This is a genomic window from Limibacter armeniacum (assembly GCF_036880985.1).
In the GTDB taxonomy this organism is placed as follows: Bacteria; Bacteroidota; Bacteroidia; order Cytophagales; family Flammeovirgaceae; genus Limibacter; species Limibacter armeniacum.
In genome coordinates, this window is the sequence record NZ_JBAJNO010000008.1 from 2205504 (window position 1) to 2227501 (window position 21998).

Here is a 21998-nt window from a genome sequence, read left to right on the forward strand (position 1 = left end):
ATTTTTTAACAGTGGATTTCAATTTTTTAAGAAGGAAAAGTGCAACTGTTATCCTTCATAATGGCTTAATTGAAGATTGGATGTTACCTTTATTCAAATTAAGCTAAAAAAAATCATAGACCTCCACTGCAAGGTGGAGTGTGCAAACATATCTACTTTTTTATGAAAAAAATTTATTTGCTTTTCGCATTAGCTTGCTTCACACTAGCATCAGCTTCAGCACAGGATACAGCTGTTCAGGAAGAGCGTTATGAAGGCAACTTTAACGGTCAGGGGCAGAAGGATGGTTCAGGAACCTATTATTGGGCTGATGGCACAATCTATCAAGGCAGGTGGAACAATGACAAGATGCAAGGCAGAGGTAAGATTACTTATCCTGACGGAAGTTCGTATGAAGGGAACTTTTTGGATGGTATCAGAAGTGGCTTTGGCATCTTTACTTGGGCAAATGGAGATGAATACCAAGGAGGTTTCAAGGATGGCAAGATGCATGGTCGAGGCATTTTAACCCAAAAGGATGGTACCCAACATGAAGGCTCTTGGCTTTATGGTAAAAGCTTTGGAGAGGGGACACATACTTACCCTGATGGTTCCCAATATATTGGTGAATGGGTGGATAACAAACGTCATGGAAAAGGGATCATGTTGTATTCCGATGGCAGGGTAGAGCAAGGTGAATGGGAAAAAGGAGAGTATGTGCCATGTAAGTGTACAAAGGAAACGGTTTCTGTCGAAGAGGCTTTTTCTATGTCACAAGCAGTGTTTGTAGGGGAAGTGTTTTCCATTGTGACAAATGATGAAGAGGGATATGACCAGATTGGCATTGTCGTAACTGAATATTGGAAAGGAGAGCTTTACCCAGGAAGAAAAGTATATATGTATGCCCAGTATAGCTCTTGTGATTTTGTTTACTTCTTGGGAGAAAAATACCTGATATATGCGAATAAGCATCCATATCAGCGTACAATGTATTATCCTGATAAATGTACCCGAACAAGAAAGCTTGTAACTGCTTCAGATATGGCAGAGGTAAACCAACTGAGAGCAATGGTACCTTGTGACTTGCCTGATATAGAGAAAAGATCAGTTGCCTATGATTTTTCAGAAGATGAAGTATGTGGTTGTGATGGGGAAACCTATAAAAATCCATATCAGGCAAACAAGGCAGGGATAGCTCATTGGAAAGCAGGAGCCTGTGAAAATGATCAGGAGAAAAAAGAAGACTAAGTAGAATTTTTACAATAACATAAAATAAGGTAGACCATGTCACCTATTATCCAACCTGAAGAACTATTGAAAATCTACCAGCATGAAAATGTAGTATTGGTAGATGCTGGCAGTGGCGGACCTGCTATTGAGAATTATAACCATAAGCATCTGAAAGGAGCGCTTTATGTTGATTTGAACGATCAGTTATCTGATATCAAAGAGGATGCTGCAATTGGAGGAAGACACCCGTTGCCTTCCATTAGTCAATTCAATAAGGTACTGACAGACTTGGGAGTAGCGGCAGATTCACATGTCATCATTTATGATGATAAAAAAGGGGCTAATGCTTCTGCGAGATTTTGGTGGATGCTTAAGTCAGTTGGACACGAGAAAGTACAGGTATTGAGTGGCGGTTTGCAGGCAGCAGCGCAAGCTGGTATTCCAACTAGTTCTGAAAAAGAAACTCCAAAAGAAAATACCGCTTACAAGGCTACTGAATGGCAACTGCCTTTGGTAGGTATCAGTGAAGTAGAGAAAGTATCCAAATCACCAGACTATTTGGTGGTAGACGTTCGAGAGGAAGACCGATATAATGGATTGACAGAGCCAATTGATTTGATTGCTGGTCATATTCCGGGAGCGGTGAACATTCCGCTTAGCCAAAACCTGAATAGTGATGGAAGTTTTAAATCTCCTGAGGCACTGAAAAAGCAATACACAGAAGTAATTGGTAACAGGAATTCTGAAAATATTATTATACACTGTGGCTCAGGTGTCACGGCGTGTCATACGATTTTGGCTATGGCTTATGCAGGAATGGAAATTCCAAACCTATATGTAGGGTCATGGAGTGAGTGGTCTAGAAATAATAAAGAAATGATCACCGCAGCAAAGTAAGAATAAGTCAGGACAGAAATTTTAAAATTGATTTTCTGTCCTGTCTTTTTTTAACCTGATTTTTTATGAAACTAAAAACACAACAGGTAGCCCAACCTCAATCCAAACGCAACAGAGTTCAGTACTTTTTAATGGTAATAGCTGTAATTGGTTTAGGGCTATTATCAAGGACATCTGTAATACCTTCCATCATTTACCCATACTTGGGAGATGCTTTGTATGCACTTATGATCTATTTTATCATTGGATTTTGCTTCCCCAATAAAAAATCAATTTCTATAATGCTGATTTGTATAGGTATATGCTTTCTAATCGAAATAAGCCAACTATACAAAGCAGATTGGATAATGCTAGTTCGAAGCTACAAGATTGGCAGTCTTATCCTAGGTCATGGTTTTCTATGGAGCGATTTGATTTGCTATTCATTTGGTGGTCTAGTAGGTTATGTGATAGAAAAGACAACACTGAATAAAATAACGGTGCAATTGCGTTAAACTTAGTTTGTTTAATTTTTTTTCATCAAACCTTATTAGGATTGTTTATTCCGTATTGGATAGGTAAAATAGTTGGTTGGTATACGTTACTAAAAAATTAAAATTCTAATAGAAGCAATGGATAATAGTTTTGTGGATTTTTTTACAAGTGAAGAGTATCAGAGTGTTACTGTTTGTTTTCATTCGGAAAAAGATATTCCCTTCAAGTTTGGCGAAAAGTTAAACGAGATAAATGAGTATGCCTATATGAATGGGTATAATTGGGCTGCGGTTCTTGAAGCTTATTTACATCAAGAAGCCCCCGAATTATTAGTGGATTTGGAAATGATGCCTGAAGCTGGCTCTTGTTTTATGAGTTACAACCAATTGCATGAGTCAAATATTGACAAAGCCAAAAGACTTGTCGATTTGATAAATGACTTGGTTGTCAATGAGCGTGAACTAGTGGACTTTGTGAAAAATAATGGTGAAGAAATAGCGTGGGATTGACCTTAAGAAGGTAGGAAAAGACTGTAAGTACATAATGAAGCTTAAACAAAAAGTGGTTATTGACTTTAAGGAGTTCTTGACTACTGCAAAGTTCGATTATCTGAAAATTGGAGATACAAAAGAGTGGGTTTTAAATAACTTTCCTGATCCAGATTCTTTTGACGAGTACCCAGACATGATCAAAGATGACATTTGGCGGTATGGAAATATCGAACTTCATTTTCATAATGAAGCGTTATTTTTGATATACTCTGACTATATACAAGAATTGAATGGAGGTGATTCATTGGATTTGAAGAAATGGTTTTTAGAAGATATTCAAAAACTGACGTTACTTGATGTGATTTCGATTTTTAACAAGAACCATGTTGACTATTGTAAGAAGACATATACCACAGGACAAACCACAGTAACGCTTGATCTGTCTTCCGGTGTTAAGCTAGGTTTTTCACTAGAAGAAGCCGATGGAGAGGATACTGAAGGTTTTTATGAAAGGTCTAAAAGTTCAAACCAAGATATATTTATGCTCACTTCATTCAGTTTAATGGGGAGTTAAGGTTGGTCACTGGTCTTCCATCAAAAAATGATTTAAAAAGAAGGGAGCTATCTTAAAAGATGCTCCCTTCTTTTTAAATCACCTCAAAAGTTTTCTCAGCTAAAAGATTTCCATCTGTATCATGGGCTGTCATATGGTATTGCCCAGTAAGCAGTTCTTCTTTTGGATCAAAATACCATCCCAAGAATATATTGGAATTACTGTAACCGTTTTGTGTCCATTGGGAAGTGTATTGTATCACTTCATTAGTCTCTGGATTCCTATATGGGTGGGAGACCGTTACCTGATGTACCAATACTTTTGGTGCTGTTTCAGGATGTGTAGCTGTAAAGCGCAACCCGAAGTAAGTATCTGGCTCACCTTTGATCTGTGTGGTTTGTAAAGTACACAGTGGTTCACGTGCAGTTTTTCGGGTTGAGCCAGATTGAGGATCCGTGTTTCCCTCCATAACATACACGCCATAGTCCACAATATGACATTGAACTGCCTCTTTAGTCTTTATATGGTATCGTATATACAGCTGCTCAATATGATTACGAAGTTTGGAAGACTTGCTACGTTCAAGACTGATCACCAATGGATGATATTGTGGGAATGGTGCCAATATAGAAAGTAACTGGATCTGTACAGCTATCTTTTCTTTCACCACAAAAGGAGATACATCTACCTTGAGTGCAATCTTTGGAATCAGACGGAATTGTTCCTGCTCTACCAGCATCTTAAAGATGGCTTTTCGGTCAACTTGATTTTCCATCAGCATATCTAGGTACGCTTCCTTACTTAAGCCAGTCGTTATATCCAGACATTCATGGGAGACCATGCCCAGAAAACGGAGGGTGTTGCCTCTTACATGTTCACTTGCTTTTAGGAGCAAATCATTGAGACTTGCCTCATAAAAGCTTTCTCTGGAACTGAATTGATCGGGATTAATGCCATACCTGATAATATGCTCAACAGCTCTCAAAGGAGAACCACCCAATAAGTAACTGCTTACTTTGAGCCATTCCTTTTTGTAATCTACTTGTGACCATGATAGCAGTTCATCTATATGTTCTTGTGGGCAAGTATCATCAATAATGATTGCCTTGATTTGTGCTTGGTATATATTGTCCGAATCAAATCCGTTTCGCAACAGCCACAGCTCTTCTTTGCCCAAGACAGGCATTAGTTGGTCACCATCTCGCTTCAGTACCAAGTATTGCCACTCTTTTTTATTGCTCAGTTGTTCTTGACAGGCTTCCTTGGTTAAAGGAGGTCGCTGATCTACAGGTGTGTCTTGCAGTATTTGCTGAAGCAACTCATTGTGATTATGCCACTCATCCCACTCTACAAATTGACAATTGATCCCTTCAGCCTCCAAACGGTTTTTAAAGTAGATGGGTAAGTCATTCAGGCTGAATTTTGCCTTCAGTTTACGGATAAACAGTTCAAATAACTGTCTGTCATAAATTTTGGAATAGTCATTTTGAGGAAATGCTGAAGCGGCATCATCCACAATTGTTGATTGCGTGCTATATGAGAGGTACTGCAAGCCAATCTTCAAAGCGTTACGTTGCCTTTGGTGTATCCGCTGTAGAAAACTGACAGGAACAGGCTTATGCATTTCACTCCATTCCGCTAATAGTTGTTTGTAATATGGTTGCTTATAACTCTCATAGCGTCCTGCAAATTGCTGAAACTGGAATGCCCAGTAGCCTTCATCTGACAAACCTTGTGATTTGAAGCCATCCAACATATCCAGCATAGGCGCTACATTGTCATGCCAATCGTCACGGCGGTCATCCTTGTATGCCTTAGCCAACATATGGGTCATGCGGACTGGTGCCAGTGTAAAAATTAGTTTCAATAATCGATTCAGTGCATGGGAACAGGAAAGTTCTGGCTGTGTGCCAGCTAGGTGTGCCACATAAAGCAGTTTCTGAGTTTGGTCACTGAAGTTTCTGAGCCAATTTACCTCTCGCAGTTTGTCAGAGATTACATCATCGTACTCCAAGTTTTTCTCCAAAATAGCAAGAGCCTTCTCTTCGCTGGCTTTATAAGACAAGCGCTTTTCTCCATCCATCACATGCCCTTGGCGGATAAATTGCTCAAAGGCAAGGAAGTCCGGATAGTGTACCATAATTCCCTCAATGTAATCTTTATGGGCAGGATAGGCATAGCTGCCCGATTTTGAGGTCTGGATGGTGTCATCAGAAGGGAAAAGAGTATCCTTTCTCAAGTCAAGTAGCAGCTTATCCAAAGCATATTGCTCTACATAAACCTTGGAGGCTTGTGTCAGTGCATCGTCACGCCCAACCTTGCTATCCTGAGAGATAATATAGGATGCAGTAATAAGCAGTTCAATTATAAGGTCGTTGTCTTCATCTGTAATAGAGAATAGCGTGTTAGGTAATTTTTCAACAGCCTCAGACCTGTTTTCATCAATGATTTTCCAGCACTTTTCAACTTGGTTGCCATATATATCATCTGCAAATTCCTTGATTTCTGATAGCCTGTTTTCCAGTTTTTGATACCAGTTAATCGAAAAGACCTTTTCAAATGTCTCCTGATCACATAACTCAAAGTCTTCTATAATTAATGTAACCGTATCACTGTTAAATGACTCTTTTCCATTTAAGCGAAAAATTACTTCGAGGAATCGAATTAGCCATGCATCCTGTTTCTCGACCTCCATGATGACATCTTCATAAAATGCATCAAACAAAGGGTTAATTATATCATCAAGGTATCTCCAAACATACTTCATATTGAAGGCATGTTCGTCCAGTTCCTTATACAGATCAAATTTCCCTTTCTTTGAAGAACTGTAGATGTCCATTTTCTCCAAAGTCTCCAGTACTGATTTATCAGTGCCTTCTTCTATATATGCCCATACTTTATCACCATTTTTGACTGCTTGCGTGATAAATGTTTTCCAGTTGTCAAAAGGATGATTCTTTGTTGGTGTCTTCTCAATCTCTTGAGAGATTTTAGCTTTGTACTCCTGTATTGAAGGAACTATTGTTCTACCCAGTTTATCCTCCACATAGGACTTTATTTCGGCTATTTCCTCTTCAGCAGGTCCATTGATAAATGTTTGGGTTAGGTACTCATCAATATCAAAATCATCATCCCAAGTATCAGAAGGGTAATGAAGCATCATGATATCCATGACCATAGTCCGGAGAGGGTTATTGTTGTAATACCTTACATCATCGGTGTACTGAAGGAAGAGCTGCTCTTGAAAACGAGTCACCAGCAAATCCTTGAAAAGCTGAAAAGCTTCAGGGTTGTTTCTGAAATGTTCAATTAGGTCAAACTGACTTTCGATCCTCTCAGTTTCATCCATTCCATCCATAGTGCTATAACCCAACATATATTCTCGGGCACTGGAGTGATCACAATAACAGAATGCTTTGATAGTGTCAGGGGTGATACCAAACTTATCAGACCATGCGCCCAAATATGAAAGTGCCTCAGGCATATGCTCATCATCCCAGTAAGGCACAAAGAAACCTGCCAAAAGGTAGCCGTATTTCGGTTTTAGTGTTGCCAGTAAATCCAGTGGTTCAAGCCCAAATGGGCTTTCAGAAGTGATCCACATTTTTGAGGAGTCATTGATGCTTCGGGCAAAAAAGACAATGCTTTCACAGGCGGCCACGATATCCCCTTCCAGTTCGGGGTATTTTGCTGCACACAAGAAGCAAAGTGTTTCAGTCAAGAGCTGTTCTTTCAGATCATCGTCCTTATACCGTAATTCAGTCTTAATGTATTTAAGTAAGGCAGGATGTCGCTCAAAATCACTCAATGAAATATCCGTGGTTGGCTCAAAATGCGCAACACAGTAGTTGTCCTCAAACCCTTTACCTGACCTGATCAGCTCACTGTATTGTTTTAATGCTTCACGGATAGAAGCTATATCATCAGGGGTATAGCTGATGACATATAATGGATCATACTCTTCTTGTCTCATTTTAAAAAATTTTAAAGTCAGTTTTTGGTATTAAACTGTTAGGTGTTAAAAAAATGATTTTGCTACCTGACCAATATTGGATCAAGGTCAGGAGACTCGTTTAAATTTGGTTGAAATATTTCGATTTCTGGAATTTAAAATGGGAGAGACTAATAAATATAGACTCAATACCAATTTCATTACCATTTTTGAAATATGTGTAAAAATATAACAAACTATGATTGTTTAAAAGTGATTGATAGGGGTGGAATTCTAGAGTTCGTTAAGCCAGTTGAAGTTTGTGAAATTTGAAATAGATGTGTAATTAATTGTTTGTCAAAGTAGAAGGTTGTGTCTTAGGACTTTTGTTTGCTTTCTAATGGTCTAACTTTAATTTTTCATTTGGTAAAAAAATAAGCATATATTCACTTTCATTATGAAAAAAACATTATCAATCACCTTAATCTCATTACTCATTTTTTCTTGTAGTTATTCAGAAAAGCAGAAATCATCTCTTGATGGGGTTTGGGAATCAATAGGCTCATCCAGAATCATTGAGATAAAGAAAGATAGTTTTCAACTCTATGATTTTTCAGTAATATCCTGTTTACCAGTAAGAAAAGGATTAACATCCGAATTTGATGATGCAATCAAAGTCAAAGGTGATACACTTTTAATGAAAGTAGGGGTTATGCCTTACTATTATAAAAGAGTTGATAGCCTTCCTGAATTGTGTTTGGAAACAATCTCTCCCAAGAAAAAAAGTGACCCTGTTTATAATTTTGAAGTTTTTGCTAAAACCATAGAAGAGAACTACGTTTTTATGAAACTGAACCATCTCAATTGGGATAGTTTGTATACTTCGTTTAAGAGTAAGGTTACTGCAAATACGACAGATGTAGAACTTTATCAGTTGATGCATCAATTGCTGAAGGGTATCCATGATAATCACGGCTATTTGGAAGCATCAGATGCAGTAGATCAAGAGTTGGAAAAGCAGGAGCAATCCATTGTTGATGTACATATGAAAGAATATGGTGATTTTGAAATTGCAGATATGGTCGCAGCACATTACCTGAAGGAAGATTTAACAAAGGATTCATGGCTTATCCGATGGGGGGAAATGGACAATGGCTATGGTTATATTTTGATCAAAGCCATGTGGCTTTTTGCGGATTTACAGCTCACAGAAGCAGATGTAAATGAAAAAGGATATGTTGACGCATATGTATCGAAGTTTCACCAAATGGATGAAGGGCAATACATAGAACAAGAGCGGAAAGCAGTTGCTAAACTGATGGACGGTGTAATACAAGACCTGAAGAATGCTGAGACCATTCTGATTGATATTAGGTTTAATGGAGGTGGACAAGACGCTGTAAGCCTTGAAATCCTGAGCAGGTTGAATAACACAAGGAGAAAAGTAATAACTCAAAAGCTAAAATATAAAGCAGGTTACTCACCTATAAATGCCATTTATTTAGAAGCGAAGGATTCAGCTTATCAAAAACCTGTGTTTTTACTAACTTCACAACAGACTGCTAGTGCTGCTGAAACGATGGCTTTGGCTGCTATGTCATTACCAAATGTCAAGAGAATTGGCGCACATACATCTGGTGCGCTCTCAACAGCTTTGGAAAAAACACTGCCAAATGGTTGGCATTTTACCATTTCCAATGAACTGTTTATGGATACAACAGGCACTTTTTATGAAAACAAAGGAGTTCCTGTAAATGCTCAATTAGATTACCCAGAAGATAGGCAAACATTTTTCAGAAGTGTCGCCAATGATTTGGAAGGAGATAAAAAGAAAGTACTGGAAGTGGTTGAAAATCATTTAAGCAAGTAATCAAATGCTAATTATATGGCATGTTTTAAACCTATACGAATGTCTTATTTTGATATCCATAACGGTATGAATTAATTGGATATCAATTTTTTAAAAAACTATTTCATACTATGAGCCATTACAATAAAGAGTATTTCGACTGGCAAAAAAATATCGGTGCATTTGGCGGAAGCGCAAACCTTTTCAAGTTTGACGATTTTGTGAGAGAAGACACCAAGGTGATTGACTTTGGCTCTGGAGGTGGGTTTTTGCTTTCCAATATGAAGTCAACAGAAAAGGTTGGAGTGGAGATTAATCCAGTCGCAAGGGAGAATGCTAATAAAATGGGCATCAAAACGGTTGAAGATGCAAATGAGCTAGAGAATGAATGGGCAGATGTGATTATCTCTAATCATGCTTTGGAACATGTAGAAAGTCCACTAGACGAATTAAAGAAATTGAATACTAAGCTTAAGAAAGGTGGTAAAATCGTATTTGTAGTTCCGTATGAAAGGAATAATAAATACAAAGAAGGGGATATCAACTTTCATTTGTATACATGGTCTGAAATGAATTTGGGTAACCTATTTAGCTTGGCAGGGTTTAAAGTTATTTCTGTTGGGGAGTTGAAACATAAATGGCCTCCGAAGTTCGCCAAGATTAGGCAGGTATTTGGAGATAGTATTTTTCATCTCTCTTGTAAAATATATGGAAGGATAAGTACTGGTGTTAGCCAAATCAGAATTGTAGCTGAAAAATAGGCTAACTATCTATTCGATAGATAAAAAGGAGCTCAGTCCAAATTGAGTTCATGATAGTAGGATAAGCGAAGGTTTGTCCTACTTTTTTTATACTCTAATGTGAATGATGGATTAGAGAATGTCTTTATACTCCTGCATCACTCTACGGTACACTTTTTTATAACCAACTAAAAACCAGTTTTTCAGATGGTGTTTTGGGACTAATTCCCCTCCAAAACTTCTTCCAAAGTCCTTTGATCTCATTACCTACTTGGCGGGATCTCGTACAGAAATGTTCCTGCAACAGATCTTTTCCCTTTCTGAAATAGCTGTTCTCCCTGTAACCGTGGTTCTTTACTTTTATGTTTTGTACTTTTTCATGGAAAGCCACGCCAAATAAGTGACAAACAGCAAAGGCCATACACACCACAGCAAAAAGTCTTTCAAGCCGATCCAATTTGGTCAGGTGAGTGGCTTCCAGGTTGAATCCCCGCCCTTTGAGCGACTGGAAGAACACCTCGATGCTCCACCGTTTTCTATAGCTTGACAGCAAGCCGCTTTTCATCAGGTTTGAGACTACGATCAGGTAGTCCTTTCGCCCGTTTTTATCCTTGGTCATCTGCATGGAAAGAGTCAGGTCCATTCCATAGATCGTCGCTCTTCGGTCAGTGCAACGAAAACCTTCTTTGCTCCATACCTCTCCTGTTTTCTCCACACCATCGATGTTGATTTTGTGGTGTGATGGAATCCGAACGCAGAAGACAATCCCTTGCATGGTCATAAACCGAAGCCACTTTTTGCCGATAAACTCTCGGTCTGCAATCACTTTCCCGATCCGCTCGGGAGGTACAATCTGAAGCACTTCCTTCAGCAAATCAATACGCTCCTGCTGGTGGCTGTTTCCTTTTTTGTCCAGTAGCCGAAAAGCCAGTGGGAAACCCACGCCATGACTGTAGGCCGTCACGGCCAGAATATTCACTGCCTGCTTTCTGGACTGCCAGTTGGTTCGGTCAATGCAGAGGGTGATCTTTCCGGATGGCAGGCAGGAAAACAACCATGCCATCAGGGCCTGATAATTGAACACAGCTCCTGACATAAAGCGTTTGACTTGCTTGGTCCGAGAAGCTTTTTGTGCCTTGGATGGCAAGTTTTTGGCTATCTGATGAAATTGCACATTTTCATCTTCCACCAAGGCCGTAATTAGCTTGGCTAGTACCTGTTTGCTTGGTTTGCCTTTGACGATTTGGAAACCGCAGAGGATTTCAAGTATATTTGCAGTCAACATAAAGGTAAAGGTCTGGCTTGTGGTTTTGGCGAACGGCAAAGTTAGACCTTTGCTTTTTCTTGCCCCAATCAGCCCTTAAATAACCTGCAAATATCCTGTAATCCAGTATTACACCCTTAACTCACTTTGTTATTAAAACTGTACCGTAGAGTGCTCCTGCATAGTAGGTGGTTTTTAATGCCGAACTAACTCCAGATTGTTATCCAGAGCTATATTTCTTGTATCTCTTAGGGAATGATTCTGAATAACTAGATAATACTCAGGTCTCAAAGTATTTATATGTTTTGGGGTGATCCTTAGCTCACGTTAATCTGCTTTGTAAAATTCTTACCTCTTTATTCTATTCCATTTTTTGCTGCTTCTCAACCTTAAAAAGCCCTTTATAGATATATATGGGGTGTTTTTGGTAATTACGCACCTTAATTGTTTATGAGTTAATAATTGTCAATTAAATAATTTATATGGAAATATTTTACATGTAAACTAAAAAATTGTTATGTTTGTGCATCATCTAACATAATCCTTAAAAATCATGGCAATACTGAAAATTAACTCGAGTGTACAAACAGATGCATCTGTAAGCAGAAAATTGGTAGAAGAGGTAGTGAAAACAATCAACACTTCTGATGCAAAAGTGATTGATAGAGACCTTACAGAAGGACTTCCATTGCTGACTCAAGAAATGGTAGGTGCATTTTATACTCCAGAAAATGATCGTTCAGCAGAACAGAATAAATCAATTGAAGTATCTGAAAAGCTGGTAACAGAACTGCAAGAGGCGGATACTATCGTGATTGGTGCTCCAATTTATAACTTTGGAATTCCTGCATCACTTAAAGCATATTTTGATCTGGTAGCTAGAGTAGGCGTTACTTTTAAATATACAGACGAAGGACCTGTAGGTCTTTTGGAAGGTAAAAAAGCTTACGTTGTTATTGCAAGTGGTGGTGTGCCAATGGGTGCTGATTGGGATTTTGCATCTAGTTACCTGAAAACTGTTTTGGGTTTTATCGGTATTTCAGATGTAACATTGATTGATGCTTCACAGCTGTTGTCAGGTGCAGAAGCAATTGTTGAAAAGGCTAAAGAGCAAATCTCTACATTGGCTACTGAAGTAGCGTAATGGTATTTTCATTTATATTGTACTTTCTAAAACCGTAAGTCAAAGGCTTACGGTTTTTTTGCTTTTGTAAATTCAGTCAGGGACATATGTATTTATGATTCAATATTTAAAATGTTGCCTTTCAGGTGTTTTCATCGAAAATATTCTGTGAAGCAAGCGATTGTGCCTAAATAGATGTTATCAAAAGAAAGAAAGTTTTCAGAATCGGGTTATTTGGGTTAATTTTGCAGGAATTTTCAATTCACAGGCGAAAGATGAAGAAAGTAGCATTTTATACATTAGGGTGTAAGCTTAACTTTTCGGAGACCTCTACCATCGGGCGTATGTTCGAGGATAAGGGGTACCAAAAAGCGGAGTTTTCTGACACCCCAGATATATTTATCATCAACACTTGTTCTGTTACGGATAATGCAGACAAGAAATGTAAGAAGATTGTAAAGGAGGCTAAAAAGATTTCCCCAGATTCTTATGTAGCCATCATTGGTTGTTATGCTCAGCTAAAACCAAAAGAGATTTCTGAAATTAAAGGGGTAGATGCAGTATTGGGTGCTGCCGAAAAATTCAGGCTGATCGAACTGTTGGATGGTTTTGTAAAGACTGAAGAGCCAAAGGTGTTGGCTCAGGAAATTACAGAAACCAAGGAATTTGTATCAGGTTACTCAATCAATGACCGTACACGTACTTTCCTAAAGGTACAGGATGGTTGTAACTATAATTGTACTTTCTGTACTATTCCATTGGCTCGTGGTAAAAGCCGAAGTGATACTGTTGAGCGTGTTGTACAAAATGCGGAAGAAATAGCAGCAACTGAAACCAAGGAAATTGTATTGACAGGGGTCAATATTGGTGACTTTGGAATTATTGATGGTAAACGTGAAGTACGATTCTATGATCTTGTAAAAGAGTTGGACAAAGTAGAAGGAATTGACCGATTCCGAATTTCATCTATTGAGCCAAACTTGCTATCCAATGAGATCATTGATTTCTGTGCTGATTCAGAGCGATTTGTTCCTCATTACCATATTCCTTTGCAGTCAGGGTCTGATAAACTTCTGAAACTGATGCGTCGCCGTTACAAGCGTGACTTGTATGTTGATAGAGTAAATCAGATTAAGTCAGCTAATCCTGATACTTGTATTGGGGTTGATGTAATTGTCGGATTCCCAGGGAAACGGAAGAGGATTTTCTGGATACATACCATTTCCTGAATGAGCTGGATATCTCGTACCTGCACGTGTTTACGTATTCTGAGAGAGCCAATACAGAAGCACCTCTAATGGAAGGAGTTGTTCCAATGAAGGAACGTCACAGAAGGTCAAAGATGCTTCGTACACTTTCTGAGAAAAAGAAGAGAGCATTTTATGAGAGTCAGTTGGGTAAGAAGTTTACTGTACTGTTCGAGCACGATGTTGAAGACGGCTATATGTTCGGGTTTACAGAGAACTATGTTCGTGTAAGAGCGAAGTATGACCCAATGTTGGTGAATGAATTGAAAGAGTGTGAGTTGGTGTCCATCAATGAGGATGGAACGGTTGAGGTAAAAGAGCCTGAAGTGGTTTATGAAACTCACTGATCAAAATATTTTGATACAAACTAAGCGGTATGGAAGCAATTCTGTACCGTTTTTTTTGTCTTTAAATAAGCAACTATTGAAATGAAATGGAGAATTTCTCTCCTATGTTTTCAAGGATATAGATTATCTGTTTTTCTAGGTCTTGTTTAGAGGTATAAGCATACTTAGGCAACCATGTATATTTTATTTCTTTCCAGAGTCTTTCAATCAAATTAAGCTCAGGAGAATAAGGAGGGATAAAGAAGAGTATAAGTCCTTTATCCCTCCATTTTTCGATTTGTTCCTTGAATCTATGACTTCGATGTGTAGGTGCATTGTCTAACACGACAATGGTTGGACGAATTATGTCACTGGCAAAGCGATCAAAGCACTCAATAACTATTTCAGAGTTGGCAGCCCCTTGAAAGAGAAAAGACTTGAATGATTGTGTTCTACTCATAAACCCGAGTACGGTCAGATTTGCACTTGGCACGGAAGGAAGCAATATCCTTTTACCTTTTAGTTGCCATGCATAAGGCACACTTGGGATAAGGTTGACGCCCATTTCATCAAAGAAATAAAGATCGATTCTTCCCTGCTCCTCCTTTTTCTTAAGTGTATTCAGCCATTGGTGGGCTTTTTCAAAGTCTTCCTGATTCCGTTTATGCAGCAAGCTTTTGCGGCTTCTTTTCCATCGGTAACCCCATTTCTTCATCCAACGTCGTAGCGTTGAGACTTTCACCCACTTTTGACAATGCTCCTTGATGTAGGTTTGAACTCTTGACAAGCGCTGTACGCCATCCTTTAGGAAATCAATGATTTTTTTTCCTCTGACGCCTTGAAACTTTTGCGGGGATGCTGCTGTGGCTTGCTATCATACAGACCTGAAAAGCCGTGCTGTTGCCAATGCTGAATCCAACGGCTAACCGTTTCGATTTTATTCACTTGCAAGATCTCAGTTAACTGTGTAAAGTTAAAGCCTTGGGCGTAAAGCAGGACTGCATGAGAACGGAGGCGTACCCGTGAGGAGGTATCGTACTTATACAGCTTTTCGAGCTTGCTGCGATCTTCTGGTGTCAGAGTCAGTTGTGGTTTCATGATATCACAACAAAACTTCCGTTTTCAATTGTTCCTCTGCTTAAATGGTAACTACCTGTAGAAAGGAAGAGCGAGTTTAGTGTGAAAATAATATTGATTATAAAGTTGATATAAAAGTTTTTAGATAGCCGATATTGTTGTTGTTCAAGTTTGATTCGTATAAAGTGCTATCAAAAATACCAAGCTTACAATGTTATCATATTAGGAATATTATGGAAGATGACATTTTATTTATATTTTGCATCATAATTGCACATAACCCAAATTGTACATTTCAAAGTTAACATTCACGATTGAGTGAGCTGCCTGTGACCAATCACAGAGGAGAAGTGAGCGAAGTCAGTGATTCAATTTTTTAATATGAAGCTAAAAACTATTGTACTGACACTTACCTCAGCGGTGGTGTTACTATCCCTTCATGCATGTGTTTACAATGATGCAGTAACAGTTTTCGAAGAGGAGTATATTTTTACATCAGCCGATATCGAAGGGTATGAGGACTGGACAGTATTGGGACATTCGGATAGGCCTGACATCAATCAATACCGGACCATCTATATTAACAAGGCAGAAGAAGCTGACCGAACAGATGGTTTATACCCTGTAGGAACTATTATCGTGAAGGAAGGTAGAAACCATGGAGACCGTTCACAGATTGTTGCTTTGCAGGTGATGGCAAAACGAGGAGGGGAGTTTAATCCATTAGGCAATCACTGGGAGTGGGCTTATACGGCAAGTGGTGATGTAGAGGCACTGGATAATAACCGTGGTGACAATGAAATAACATTAAATGGTACAACTTGTATCAGTTGTCATCAGGGAGCCAATGACCTGGTTATAAAATCGTACAAGGAGTAGAAGTTATACTTTCTCATCGAACTTGATTGAACCAACTTTCACAAGGACTTTACCTTATGATACGAATACTTATTATCTCTCTCTTACTGTTGTCAGGAAGTTATAGCTTTGCGCAACAGCGTATGTTGTCTAAGACAGGAAAGATCCATTTCACTTCTGATGCTCCTTTGGAACTGATAGAGGCTTCATCCAATTCTTTGAAAGGAATATTGGAGATGCCTACCCGTAAGTTCGCTTTTTCTGTTCCTATCAAATCCTTTCAGGGGTTCAATAGTGCATTGCAGCAGCAGCACTTTAATGAGAACTACATGGAAAGTGATGAGTTTCCTAAGGCTACTTTTACCGGTAAGATTATCGAAAAAGTGGACTTCAGTCAGCCAGGAACCTACCAGGTTAGGGCTAAAGGTAAACTGAATATCCATGGAGTAGAGCAAAGCCGTATTTTCAAGGTCAAGCTGAAAGTAGATGATACAGGTATTCACTTTTCATCAAAACTGACCATCCCATTGTCAGATCACAATATCTCTATTCCACAGATTGTACATCAGAAGATTGCAACAGAAATAGATGTAGACCTAAAAGGAACCCTGCTAAAGCCTCAACAATAATAATATGCAAACAATCCGATATCACTTGAGTGTTCTGCTGTTACTCTTGACAGTGCTGACAGGATACTCTCAACAACTATATTTTAAGCAATATCCATTTGGTCGAAAACTGAAAGAAGGATACCCAACAGCTTTGTTGCAATCAACTACTGGAATGCTTTGGGTGGGAACGAACAAAGGGTTACTCCAGTTTGACGGCAAAGATTTCCAATTGATCGGAGAACAGAAAGAAGAGGTGACCGCTTTGGGAGAAAGCCATGACGGGACGATTTGGGTAGGCTTCAAGGATGGCGCTCTATACTTTCTGAAGGAAGAAAAATTGCAACCTTTTGAGACTGATGAAGGAATGGCTGTGGAGGCTGTTTCTGATATAGTCTTCGATAAGGATGGAACGCTATGGTTCGCTACATTGGGTGATGGACTTTACTATTACAAGAATGAGCGTATGTACCGCTTGGACGAGGAAGACGGATTGCCTGATACCTATATTTATGATTTGGAACTGGACAAGCAAGGAAATATTTGGGCTGGTACTGATGGAGGGATTGCAGTTTGCCACCTGAACGAGCAAAATGCTGACATCAAAGTGATTGATTCAAGTTTGGGGCTTCCTGATGATATTGTCAAGAAAATTATCTTTTCACCTGAAAATGAAAGTTTCTGGATAGGAACGGAAGATGAAGGACTCTTTAGTTATGATCCTTCTACACAGGTATTTAAGCCAGTAGTCAAAGATGAGTGGCCGTACGGTTCAGTGCTGGACATGACTTTGAGTGGGAATGAATTGTGGGTGAGTACAAGTAGGCAAGGCATATTGGTTATGGATTGTAAAGATCAGTCCATCTTGAATTACACCAAAGAGCATGGATTGTCTTCAGGTCGTCTTCATGCTTTAATGGGAGACAGAGAGGGCAATATATGGTTAGCCGGAAGGCAAAGAGGTTTGGAAAGACTTCCTGCCAATCGCCTCTGGTTTTTCAGAAATATGAGTGAGCAAGTTCAGATTGTAGCTGTCGGGGCAGATCAACACCATGCGCTTTGGTACCTTAACCATGGTAAATTGTATCACTACCAACAAGGAAAAGCTACTCTGATGGAGGAATTACCAGCGCAGGTTACAGCCATTTCGCTTTATGTGGATCCTTATAATAACAAATGGATTGGTACCTATGGTGATGGTATTTATTGTTTGAAGGAAAATGGCACTTTGCTTCATTATAAAGAGGAGTTGCCTGACCCAAACATCATCAATATTACTGGAGATGGGGACGCCGTTTGGTTGGCTACTTTAAGAGGAGGTTGTCGCCTCACATTAGGGGAGGGGCATAAACCTAGTCAGATTGATGTTTTCGGAACAAAAGAAGGGTTAGGGACAGATTACCTCTATCAGGTATTTGTTGACTCCCAAAAGCGAGTGTGGTTTGGAACTGACGGACATGGTATTTCTCTGATGGAACAGGAGCACTTTCAACAACTGGACAGTGCAGCAGCTTTGGATGAAAAAGTGATCTATGGTTTTGCAGAAGACGGCAAGCAACGTATCTGGATCAATGTAAAAGGAGAAGGACTATACTGCTTTACAGAAAATGGAAAATTGAAGCATTATGGAATTGCGGAAGGTTTGAGAGATCTGGATGTGAAAATACTTTCTTCCGATATCAACGGAAACCTGTTGGTTTTTCATGAGGCAGGGTTAGATGTATTTGATATACAAGAAGAGCATTTTGTCTATTTGGGAGCAGAGGATGGGATTTCAGAAGAGAAGCCTTTTCAAAATGCTGTTGGCAAGAATGCTTTTGGGGAAGTTTATTTCGGTACAGACAAAGGCATTGTTGGATACCGTCAACTGAATCATGTTGGGCAACGTGCTCCGGAGTTGATCATTGAAGAAATCAAGCTGTTTGGTAAAGAATTGCTTACAGGTGATGCGTTTAAGCTAAAACATAACCAAAACCACCTGACCATCAATTTTGAAGGACTTTGGTATGGGAATCCTGAAGGCTTGCGTTTCCGCTATCAGCTGGAAGGTTATGATATGGACTGGATATATACATCTTCCAATTCACTGACATATTCTTATTTACCACCGGGGCATTACCTGTTTAAGGTACAAACTTCTTATGACCCGTTTTTCAAAAACTTTTCTGAAGCTCAATTTACACTTGAGATAGCACCACCTTTTTGGAAAGAACCTTGGTTTATTCTTTTGGCTGTAGGAGCAATGCTAGGGTTGATTTATTGGGCTGTAAAAAGAAGGGAAAGGCAATTGAAACTTGAAAAGCAACTGCTGGAGGAAAAAGTAAAGGAGCGAACAGAAGAGATCACCTTGAAGAATGAAGAACTGCAAGCTGCCTTTGAAGATATTGAAAACAAAAACGATAAAATTACCAAAAGCATCAACTACGCAAAGCGTATACAGCAAGCTATTTTGCCGCTGAGACATGATCTGGAAGAGGCATTCCCCAATCATTTTGTCTTGTATCAACCTCGTGACATTGTAAGTGGAGACTTCTATTGGGTTACGAAGCAAGGTGATAAGACTTTCTTTGCTGCCGTAGATTGTACAGGGCATGGTGTGCCGGGTGCTTTTATGTCAATGATCGGTGCTTCTGTACTGAATGAGGCCGTAAAAGAACCTGACATTACGCCAAAGGGAATCCTGAATAAAATGGATCAGGCTGTAGTGGCATACCTGAAACAAGATGGTGTTCACAATGAAAAGGTCAACGCCATGGATGGAATGGATATTTCGCTTATCTGTTGGGAACCGAAGGAGAAGCGATTGACCTACGCTGGAGCAAAGCGACCACTTTATATGATTCAGGAAGGAGAATTGAAGGAGTTGAAAGGTGATCGTTGGGCAATTGGTGGACATGGGAAGTTTCTCAAGGATGACTGCAAGCTGTTTACGGATCATACCATTATTATAGACAAACCGACTTCTTTGTATTTGTCTTCTGACGGATATGCGGATCAGTTTGGAGGTCCAAACAATAAGAAATTTACGACCAAGAAACTCAAACAATTACTGTTAGAACTAAGCCAACAAACTCCTGAAAAGCAGGAATTACTTTTTGCTGAAGAAATTGAACGTTGGAAGGGAGGGTGTAAACAAACAGATGATATTTTATTTGCCGGAATTTTTTTAAACCATGAGAAAGCTAAAAACTAACCTAGGACTATTTTTGCTATTGTTGCTGCCCATATCACTTTTTGCCCAGGATAATGATCTGCTAAGTGCATTGGAAGAAGCTACCCCAAAAGAAACTTTTCCCGTTCATGCTTTTAAGGGGACGAGAATTGTTAATACACAGTCTGTAGATATTCAGCCAGCTGGAGAGTTGCTGTTTTTGATTTCTCACCGATTTGGTGCTTTAAACTCAGGCGTAAGTAAGTTTTGGGGATTGGATGAAGCTGTTATCCGTATAGGCTTGGAGTATGGTATCAATGATAAGTGGGCAATAGGAGCAGGCAGAAGCAAGTATCAAGCAACCTATGATCTGTATACAAAATACAAGTTGCTGCAACAGACGGAAGGTGGGGATGCATTTCCTTTTTCAATGGTTTGGAACAGTAATATGGCCATCAGGACTGAGAGTTTTGATTTACCGGAAGTTGAAGCTGAGTTTGTCAATAAGTTGTTTTATACCCATCAGTTACTTGTTGCCAGAAACTTCGGATGGGGCTCTTTTCAGCTGTCCCCAACTTATACCCACAACAATATCAGAGAGCTTGAAGCAGAAACGAATGATATGTTTGCACTTGGAATGGCAGGGCGTATTAAGTTGACAAACCGATGGTCTGTTTTGTTTGATTACTACTACTTGTTTGATGATGAATTGAAAACCTTATTTGAAGAACCTTTGGCGCTTTCACTGGAACTGGAAACGGCCGGACACGTTTTTCAGTTTATTTTCAGCAATACCAATCATATGACAGAAAAACTGTACCTAACTCGTAGTCAGGGGAAATGGTCAAAAGGAGATATTCATTTTGGATTTAATATTAGCAGAACGATTCCAATCAGAAAAAGATAATTTATTAAATAGTAATATGATTATGCGGTATAGAAGCAATTCTATACCGTTTTTTTGTATTAATTAGATGGGAATTAATCTTTTGAGAAAATGATAAACCAAAGCTATGGAGGATATTTTTAAGTACTTTTGGGTACTACTGTTTCTTACTGTACTCTTGAATGGGATCATTCTAAATGCTAAATCGAAAAAGTATATTGAGCAAAATCCGACATTGGAAGCAGGCTATAAAGGTTATATCAAGAAATTCATGCTTTTTGGAAGTATACCATGTTTGCTCATTGGTTTTGGAAATGAATCAGGATTGACAAATAGTGTTTTTGATTACCTTATTCCCAATATTTCGAATCCTATAGTAATCTTATTTCATTTGATGATTGTCGTGTATTGGGTTATGCGAATGAGATGGATTTATTTTAAGGAAGGAGCAGAGTTTCTGGAAGCACATTCCGGTTTATTGAGAGACCCAAATGTTACTGCTAAAAAGATAAAGTTGTTGACACCTCTTCCGATTATTGGATGGTTTGTGATGATAATATTAATGTGGGGGAATATATTTCCAGTTTAAAACTTTAAAAAAATGACATTAGAAAATAAAAGAATTATCCTAACAGGAGCAACTTCAGGAATTGGTAAAAGCTTGGCAATCAGACTTGCAAAACATGGTGCTAAATTGGCTGTTTGTGGTCGATCTTCTGAAAAAATGGAAGTATTAACAGCAGAGCTTCAATCAGCTGGTCAAGCACATTATTCAAAAACTTTTTCCATAACTGATGAAAATGAAATTGTTCAATTTGTAAAGGAGTCAGCAGAGCAACTTGGAGGAGTAGATGTGTTGATCAATTGTGCAGGAGCCAATACAGCAAGAGGTCAGATAGGGGAGATCAAGACAGCTGATTTGGATGAAATGTATGCAGTGAACTTCCGTGCGCCATTTATTTTTATGCGAGAAGCCTATAACCTGATGAAACCCCACCAAAATGGAACTGTAGTAAATGTACTTTCCACCGTTTGCCTGTTTTCCAATGAAAATATAGCGGCTTATACCGCAACCAAAGCGGGAATTGAAGCCATGACAAAAGTGTTCCGTAAGGAAGCAAGGAGAGAAGGGATCAAAGTGTGTAGCGTTTATCCTGGCGGTGTAGATACCCCTTTCAGAGCAGCAGACAGACCAGATTATATGTCTGCTGATAGTGTAGCAGATGCCATTATTGCTATGTTGAATATGCCTGAAGATGTGGCAGTACATGACCTGATACTTAGACCAATGGTAGAAGATAATTTCTAAATAAG

Annotated in this window: 18 protein-coding genes and 1 pseudogene; 15 read left to right on the forward strand and 4 right to left on the reverse strand. The window is 39.0% G+C overall.

Going from position 1 to position 21998, the window contains the following annotated elements:
• Positions 1-162 precede the first annotated feature (162 nt).
• The 5 genes from V6R21_RS14995 (at position 163) to V6R21_RS15015 (ending at position 3645) form a co-directional block, all read left to right on the forward strand.
• Complete coding sequence (locus V6R21_RS14995; RefSeq protein WP_334244443.1) at positions 163-1227, forward strand: hypothetical protein; 1065 nt, start codon at positions 163-165, stop codon at positions 1225-1227.
• 36 nt (positions 1228-1263) lie between these two features.
• Positions 1264-2106: a sulfurtransferase gene (locus V6R21_RS15000; RefSeq protein ID WP_334244444.1), complete on the forward strand. Its 843-nt coding sequence runs from the start codon at positions 1264-1266 to the stop codon at positions 2104-2106.
• A 65-nt stretch (positions 2107-2171) separates the two neighbouring features.
• The gene (locus V6R21_RS15005; protein ID WP_334244445.1) at positions 2172-2600 is read left to right on the forward strand and encodes a ribosomal maturation YjgA family protein; all 429 of its coding nucleotides are present in this window, start codon (positions 2172-2174) and stop codon (positions 2598-2600) included.
• A gap of 117 nt (positions 2601-2717) precedes the next feature.
• Positions 2718-3089 carry an Imm51 family immunity protein gene (locus V6R21_RS15010; RefSeq protein ID WP_334244446.1) on the forward strand — a complete coding sequence of 124 codons (372 nt, stop codon included), beginning with the start codon at positions 2718-2720 and terminating at the stop codon, positions 3087-3089.
• A 34-nt stretch (positions 3090-3123) separates the two neighbouring features.
• Positions 3124-3645 carry a hypothetical protein gene (locus tag V6R21_RS15015; protein WP_334244447.1) on the forward strand — a complete coding sequence of 174 codons (522 nt, stop codon included), beginning with the start codon at positions 3124-3126 and terminating at the stop codon, positions 3643-3645.
• A 73-nt stretch (positions 3646-3718) separates the two neighbouring features.
• On the opposite strand, the gene V6R21_RS15020 is transcribed toward V6R21_RS15015, so the two are convergent.
• The gene (locus V6R21_RS15020) at positions 3719-7597 is read right to left on the reverse strand and encodes a DUF3859 domain-containing protein (protein WP_334244448.1); all 3879 of its coding nucleotides are present in this window, start codon (positions 7595-7597) and stop codon (positions 3719-3721) included.
• Positions 7598-8012: 415 nt separating this feature from the next.
• Here V6R21_RS15020 and V6R21_RS15025 point away from each other — a divergent pair, with 415 nt between their 5' ends.
• Both V6R21_RS15025 and V6R21_RS15030 read left to right on the forward strand, forming a co-directional pair.
• Positions 8013-9425: a S41 family peptidase gene (locus tag V6R21_RS15025; RefSeq protein ID WP_334244449.1), complete on the forward strand. Its 1413-nt coding sequence runs from the start codon at positions 8013-8015 to the stop codon at positions 9423-9425.
• A 110-nt stretch (positions 9426-9535) separates the two neighbouring features.
• Complete coding sequence (locus tag V6R21_RS15030) at positions 9536-10165, forward strand: class I SAM-dependent methyltransferase (protein ID WP_334244450.1); 630 nt, start codon at positions 9536-9538, stop codon at positions 10163-10165.
• Positions 10166-10322: 157 nt separating this feature from the next.
• On the opposite strand, the gene V6R21_RS15035 is transcribed toward V6R21_RS15030, so the two are convergent.
• Positions 10323-11429, reverse strand: a complete 1107-nt coding sequence (locus V6R21_RS15035) for an IS4 family transposase (RefSeq protein WP_334244451.1) — start codon at positions 11427-11429, stop codon at positions 10323-10325.
• Between the two features lie 532 nt (positions 11430-11961).
• Here V6R21_RS15035 and V6R21_RS15040 point away from each other — a divergent pair.
• Positions 11962-12552 (forward strand): FMN-dependent NADH-azoreductase, encoded by a 591-nt coding sequence (locus V6R21_RS15040; RefSeq protein WP_334244452.1) that lies wholly within the window; start codon positions 11962-11964, stop codon positions 12550-12552.
• Between the two features lie 254 nt (positions 12553-12806).
• Positions 12807-14125 (forward strand): annotated as a pseudogene (mtaB, locus tag V6R21_RS15045) (tRNA (N(6)-L-threonylcarbamoyladenosine(37)-C(2))-methylthiotransferase MtaB).
• A 73-nt stretch (positions 14126-14198) separates the two neighbouring features.
• Here mtaB and V6R21_RS15050 read toward each other — a convergent pair.
• Both V6R21_RS15050 and V6R21_RS15055 read right to left on the reverse strand, forming a co-directional pair.
• Positions 14199-14891, reverse strand: a complete 693-nt coding sequence (locus V6R21_RS15050; protein ID WP_334242230.1) for an IS630 family transposase — start codon at positions 14889-14891, stop codon at positions 14199-14201.
• A 17-nt stretch (positions 14892-14908) separates the two neighbouring features.
• Positions 14909-15202, reverse strand: coding sequence for a helix-turn-helix domain-containing protein (locus V6R21_RS15055; protein WP_334242229.1), 294 nt, complete (start codon positions 15200-15202; stop codon positions 14909-14911).
• A gap of 360 nt (positions 15203-15562) precedes the next feature.
• Here V6R21_RS15055 and V6R21_RS15060 point away from each other — a divergent pair, with 360 nt between their 5' ends.
• The 6 genes from V6R21_RS15060 to V6R21_RS15085 all read left to right on the forward strand — a co-directional run bounded on the left by V6R21_RS15060 (position 15563) and on the right by V6R21_RS15085 (position 21993).
• Positions 15563-16060: a cytochrome P460 family protein gene (locus V6R21_RS15060; protein ID WP_334244453.1), complete on the forward strand. Its 498-nt coding sequence runs from the start codon at positions 15563-15565 to the stop codon at positions 16058-16060.
• Between the two features lie 56 nt (positions 16061-16116).
• Positions 16117-16668 carry a YceI family protein gene (locus tag V6R21_RS15065; RefSeq protein ID WP_334244454.1) on the forward strand — a complete coding sequence of 184 codons (552 nt, stop codon included), beginning with the start codon at positions 16117-16119 and terminating at the stop codon, positions 16666-16668.
• Positions 16669-16672: 4 nt separating this feature from the next.
• The gene (locus V6R21_RS15070; protein WP_334244455.1) at positions 16673-19840 is read left to right on the forward strand and encodes a two-component regulator propeller domain-containing protein; all 3168 of its coding nucleotides are present in this window, start codon (positions 16673-16675) and stop codon (positions 19838-19840) included.
• Positions 19821-20705 carry a DUF5777 family beta-barrel protein gene (locus V6R21_RS15075; protein WP_334244456.1) on the forward strand — a complete coding sequence of 295 codons (885 nt, stop codon included), beginning with the start codon at positions 19821-19823 and terminating at the stop codon, positions 20703-20705. Before V6R21_RS15070 ends, V6R21_RS15075 begins: the two co-directional genes overlap by 20 nt.
• A gap of 106 nt (positions 20706-20811) precedes the next feature.
• On the forward strand, positions 20812-21273 hold the full coding sequence (locus V6R21_RS15080) for a hypothetical protein (RefSeq protein WP_334244457.1): 462 nt from the start codon (positions 20812-20814) through the stop codon (positions 21271-21273).
• Between the two features lie 12 nt (positions 21274-21285).
• A complete protein-coding gene (locus V6R21_RS15085; RefSeq protein ID WP_334244458.1) occupies positions 21286-21993 on the forward strand; it encodes an SDR family oxidoreductase in 708 nt (235 codons plus the stop codon).
• Positions 21994-21998: the final 5 nt, after the last annotated feature.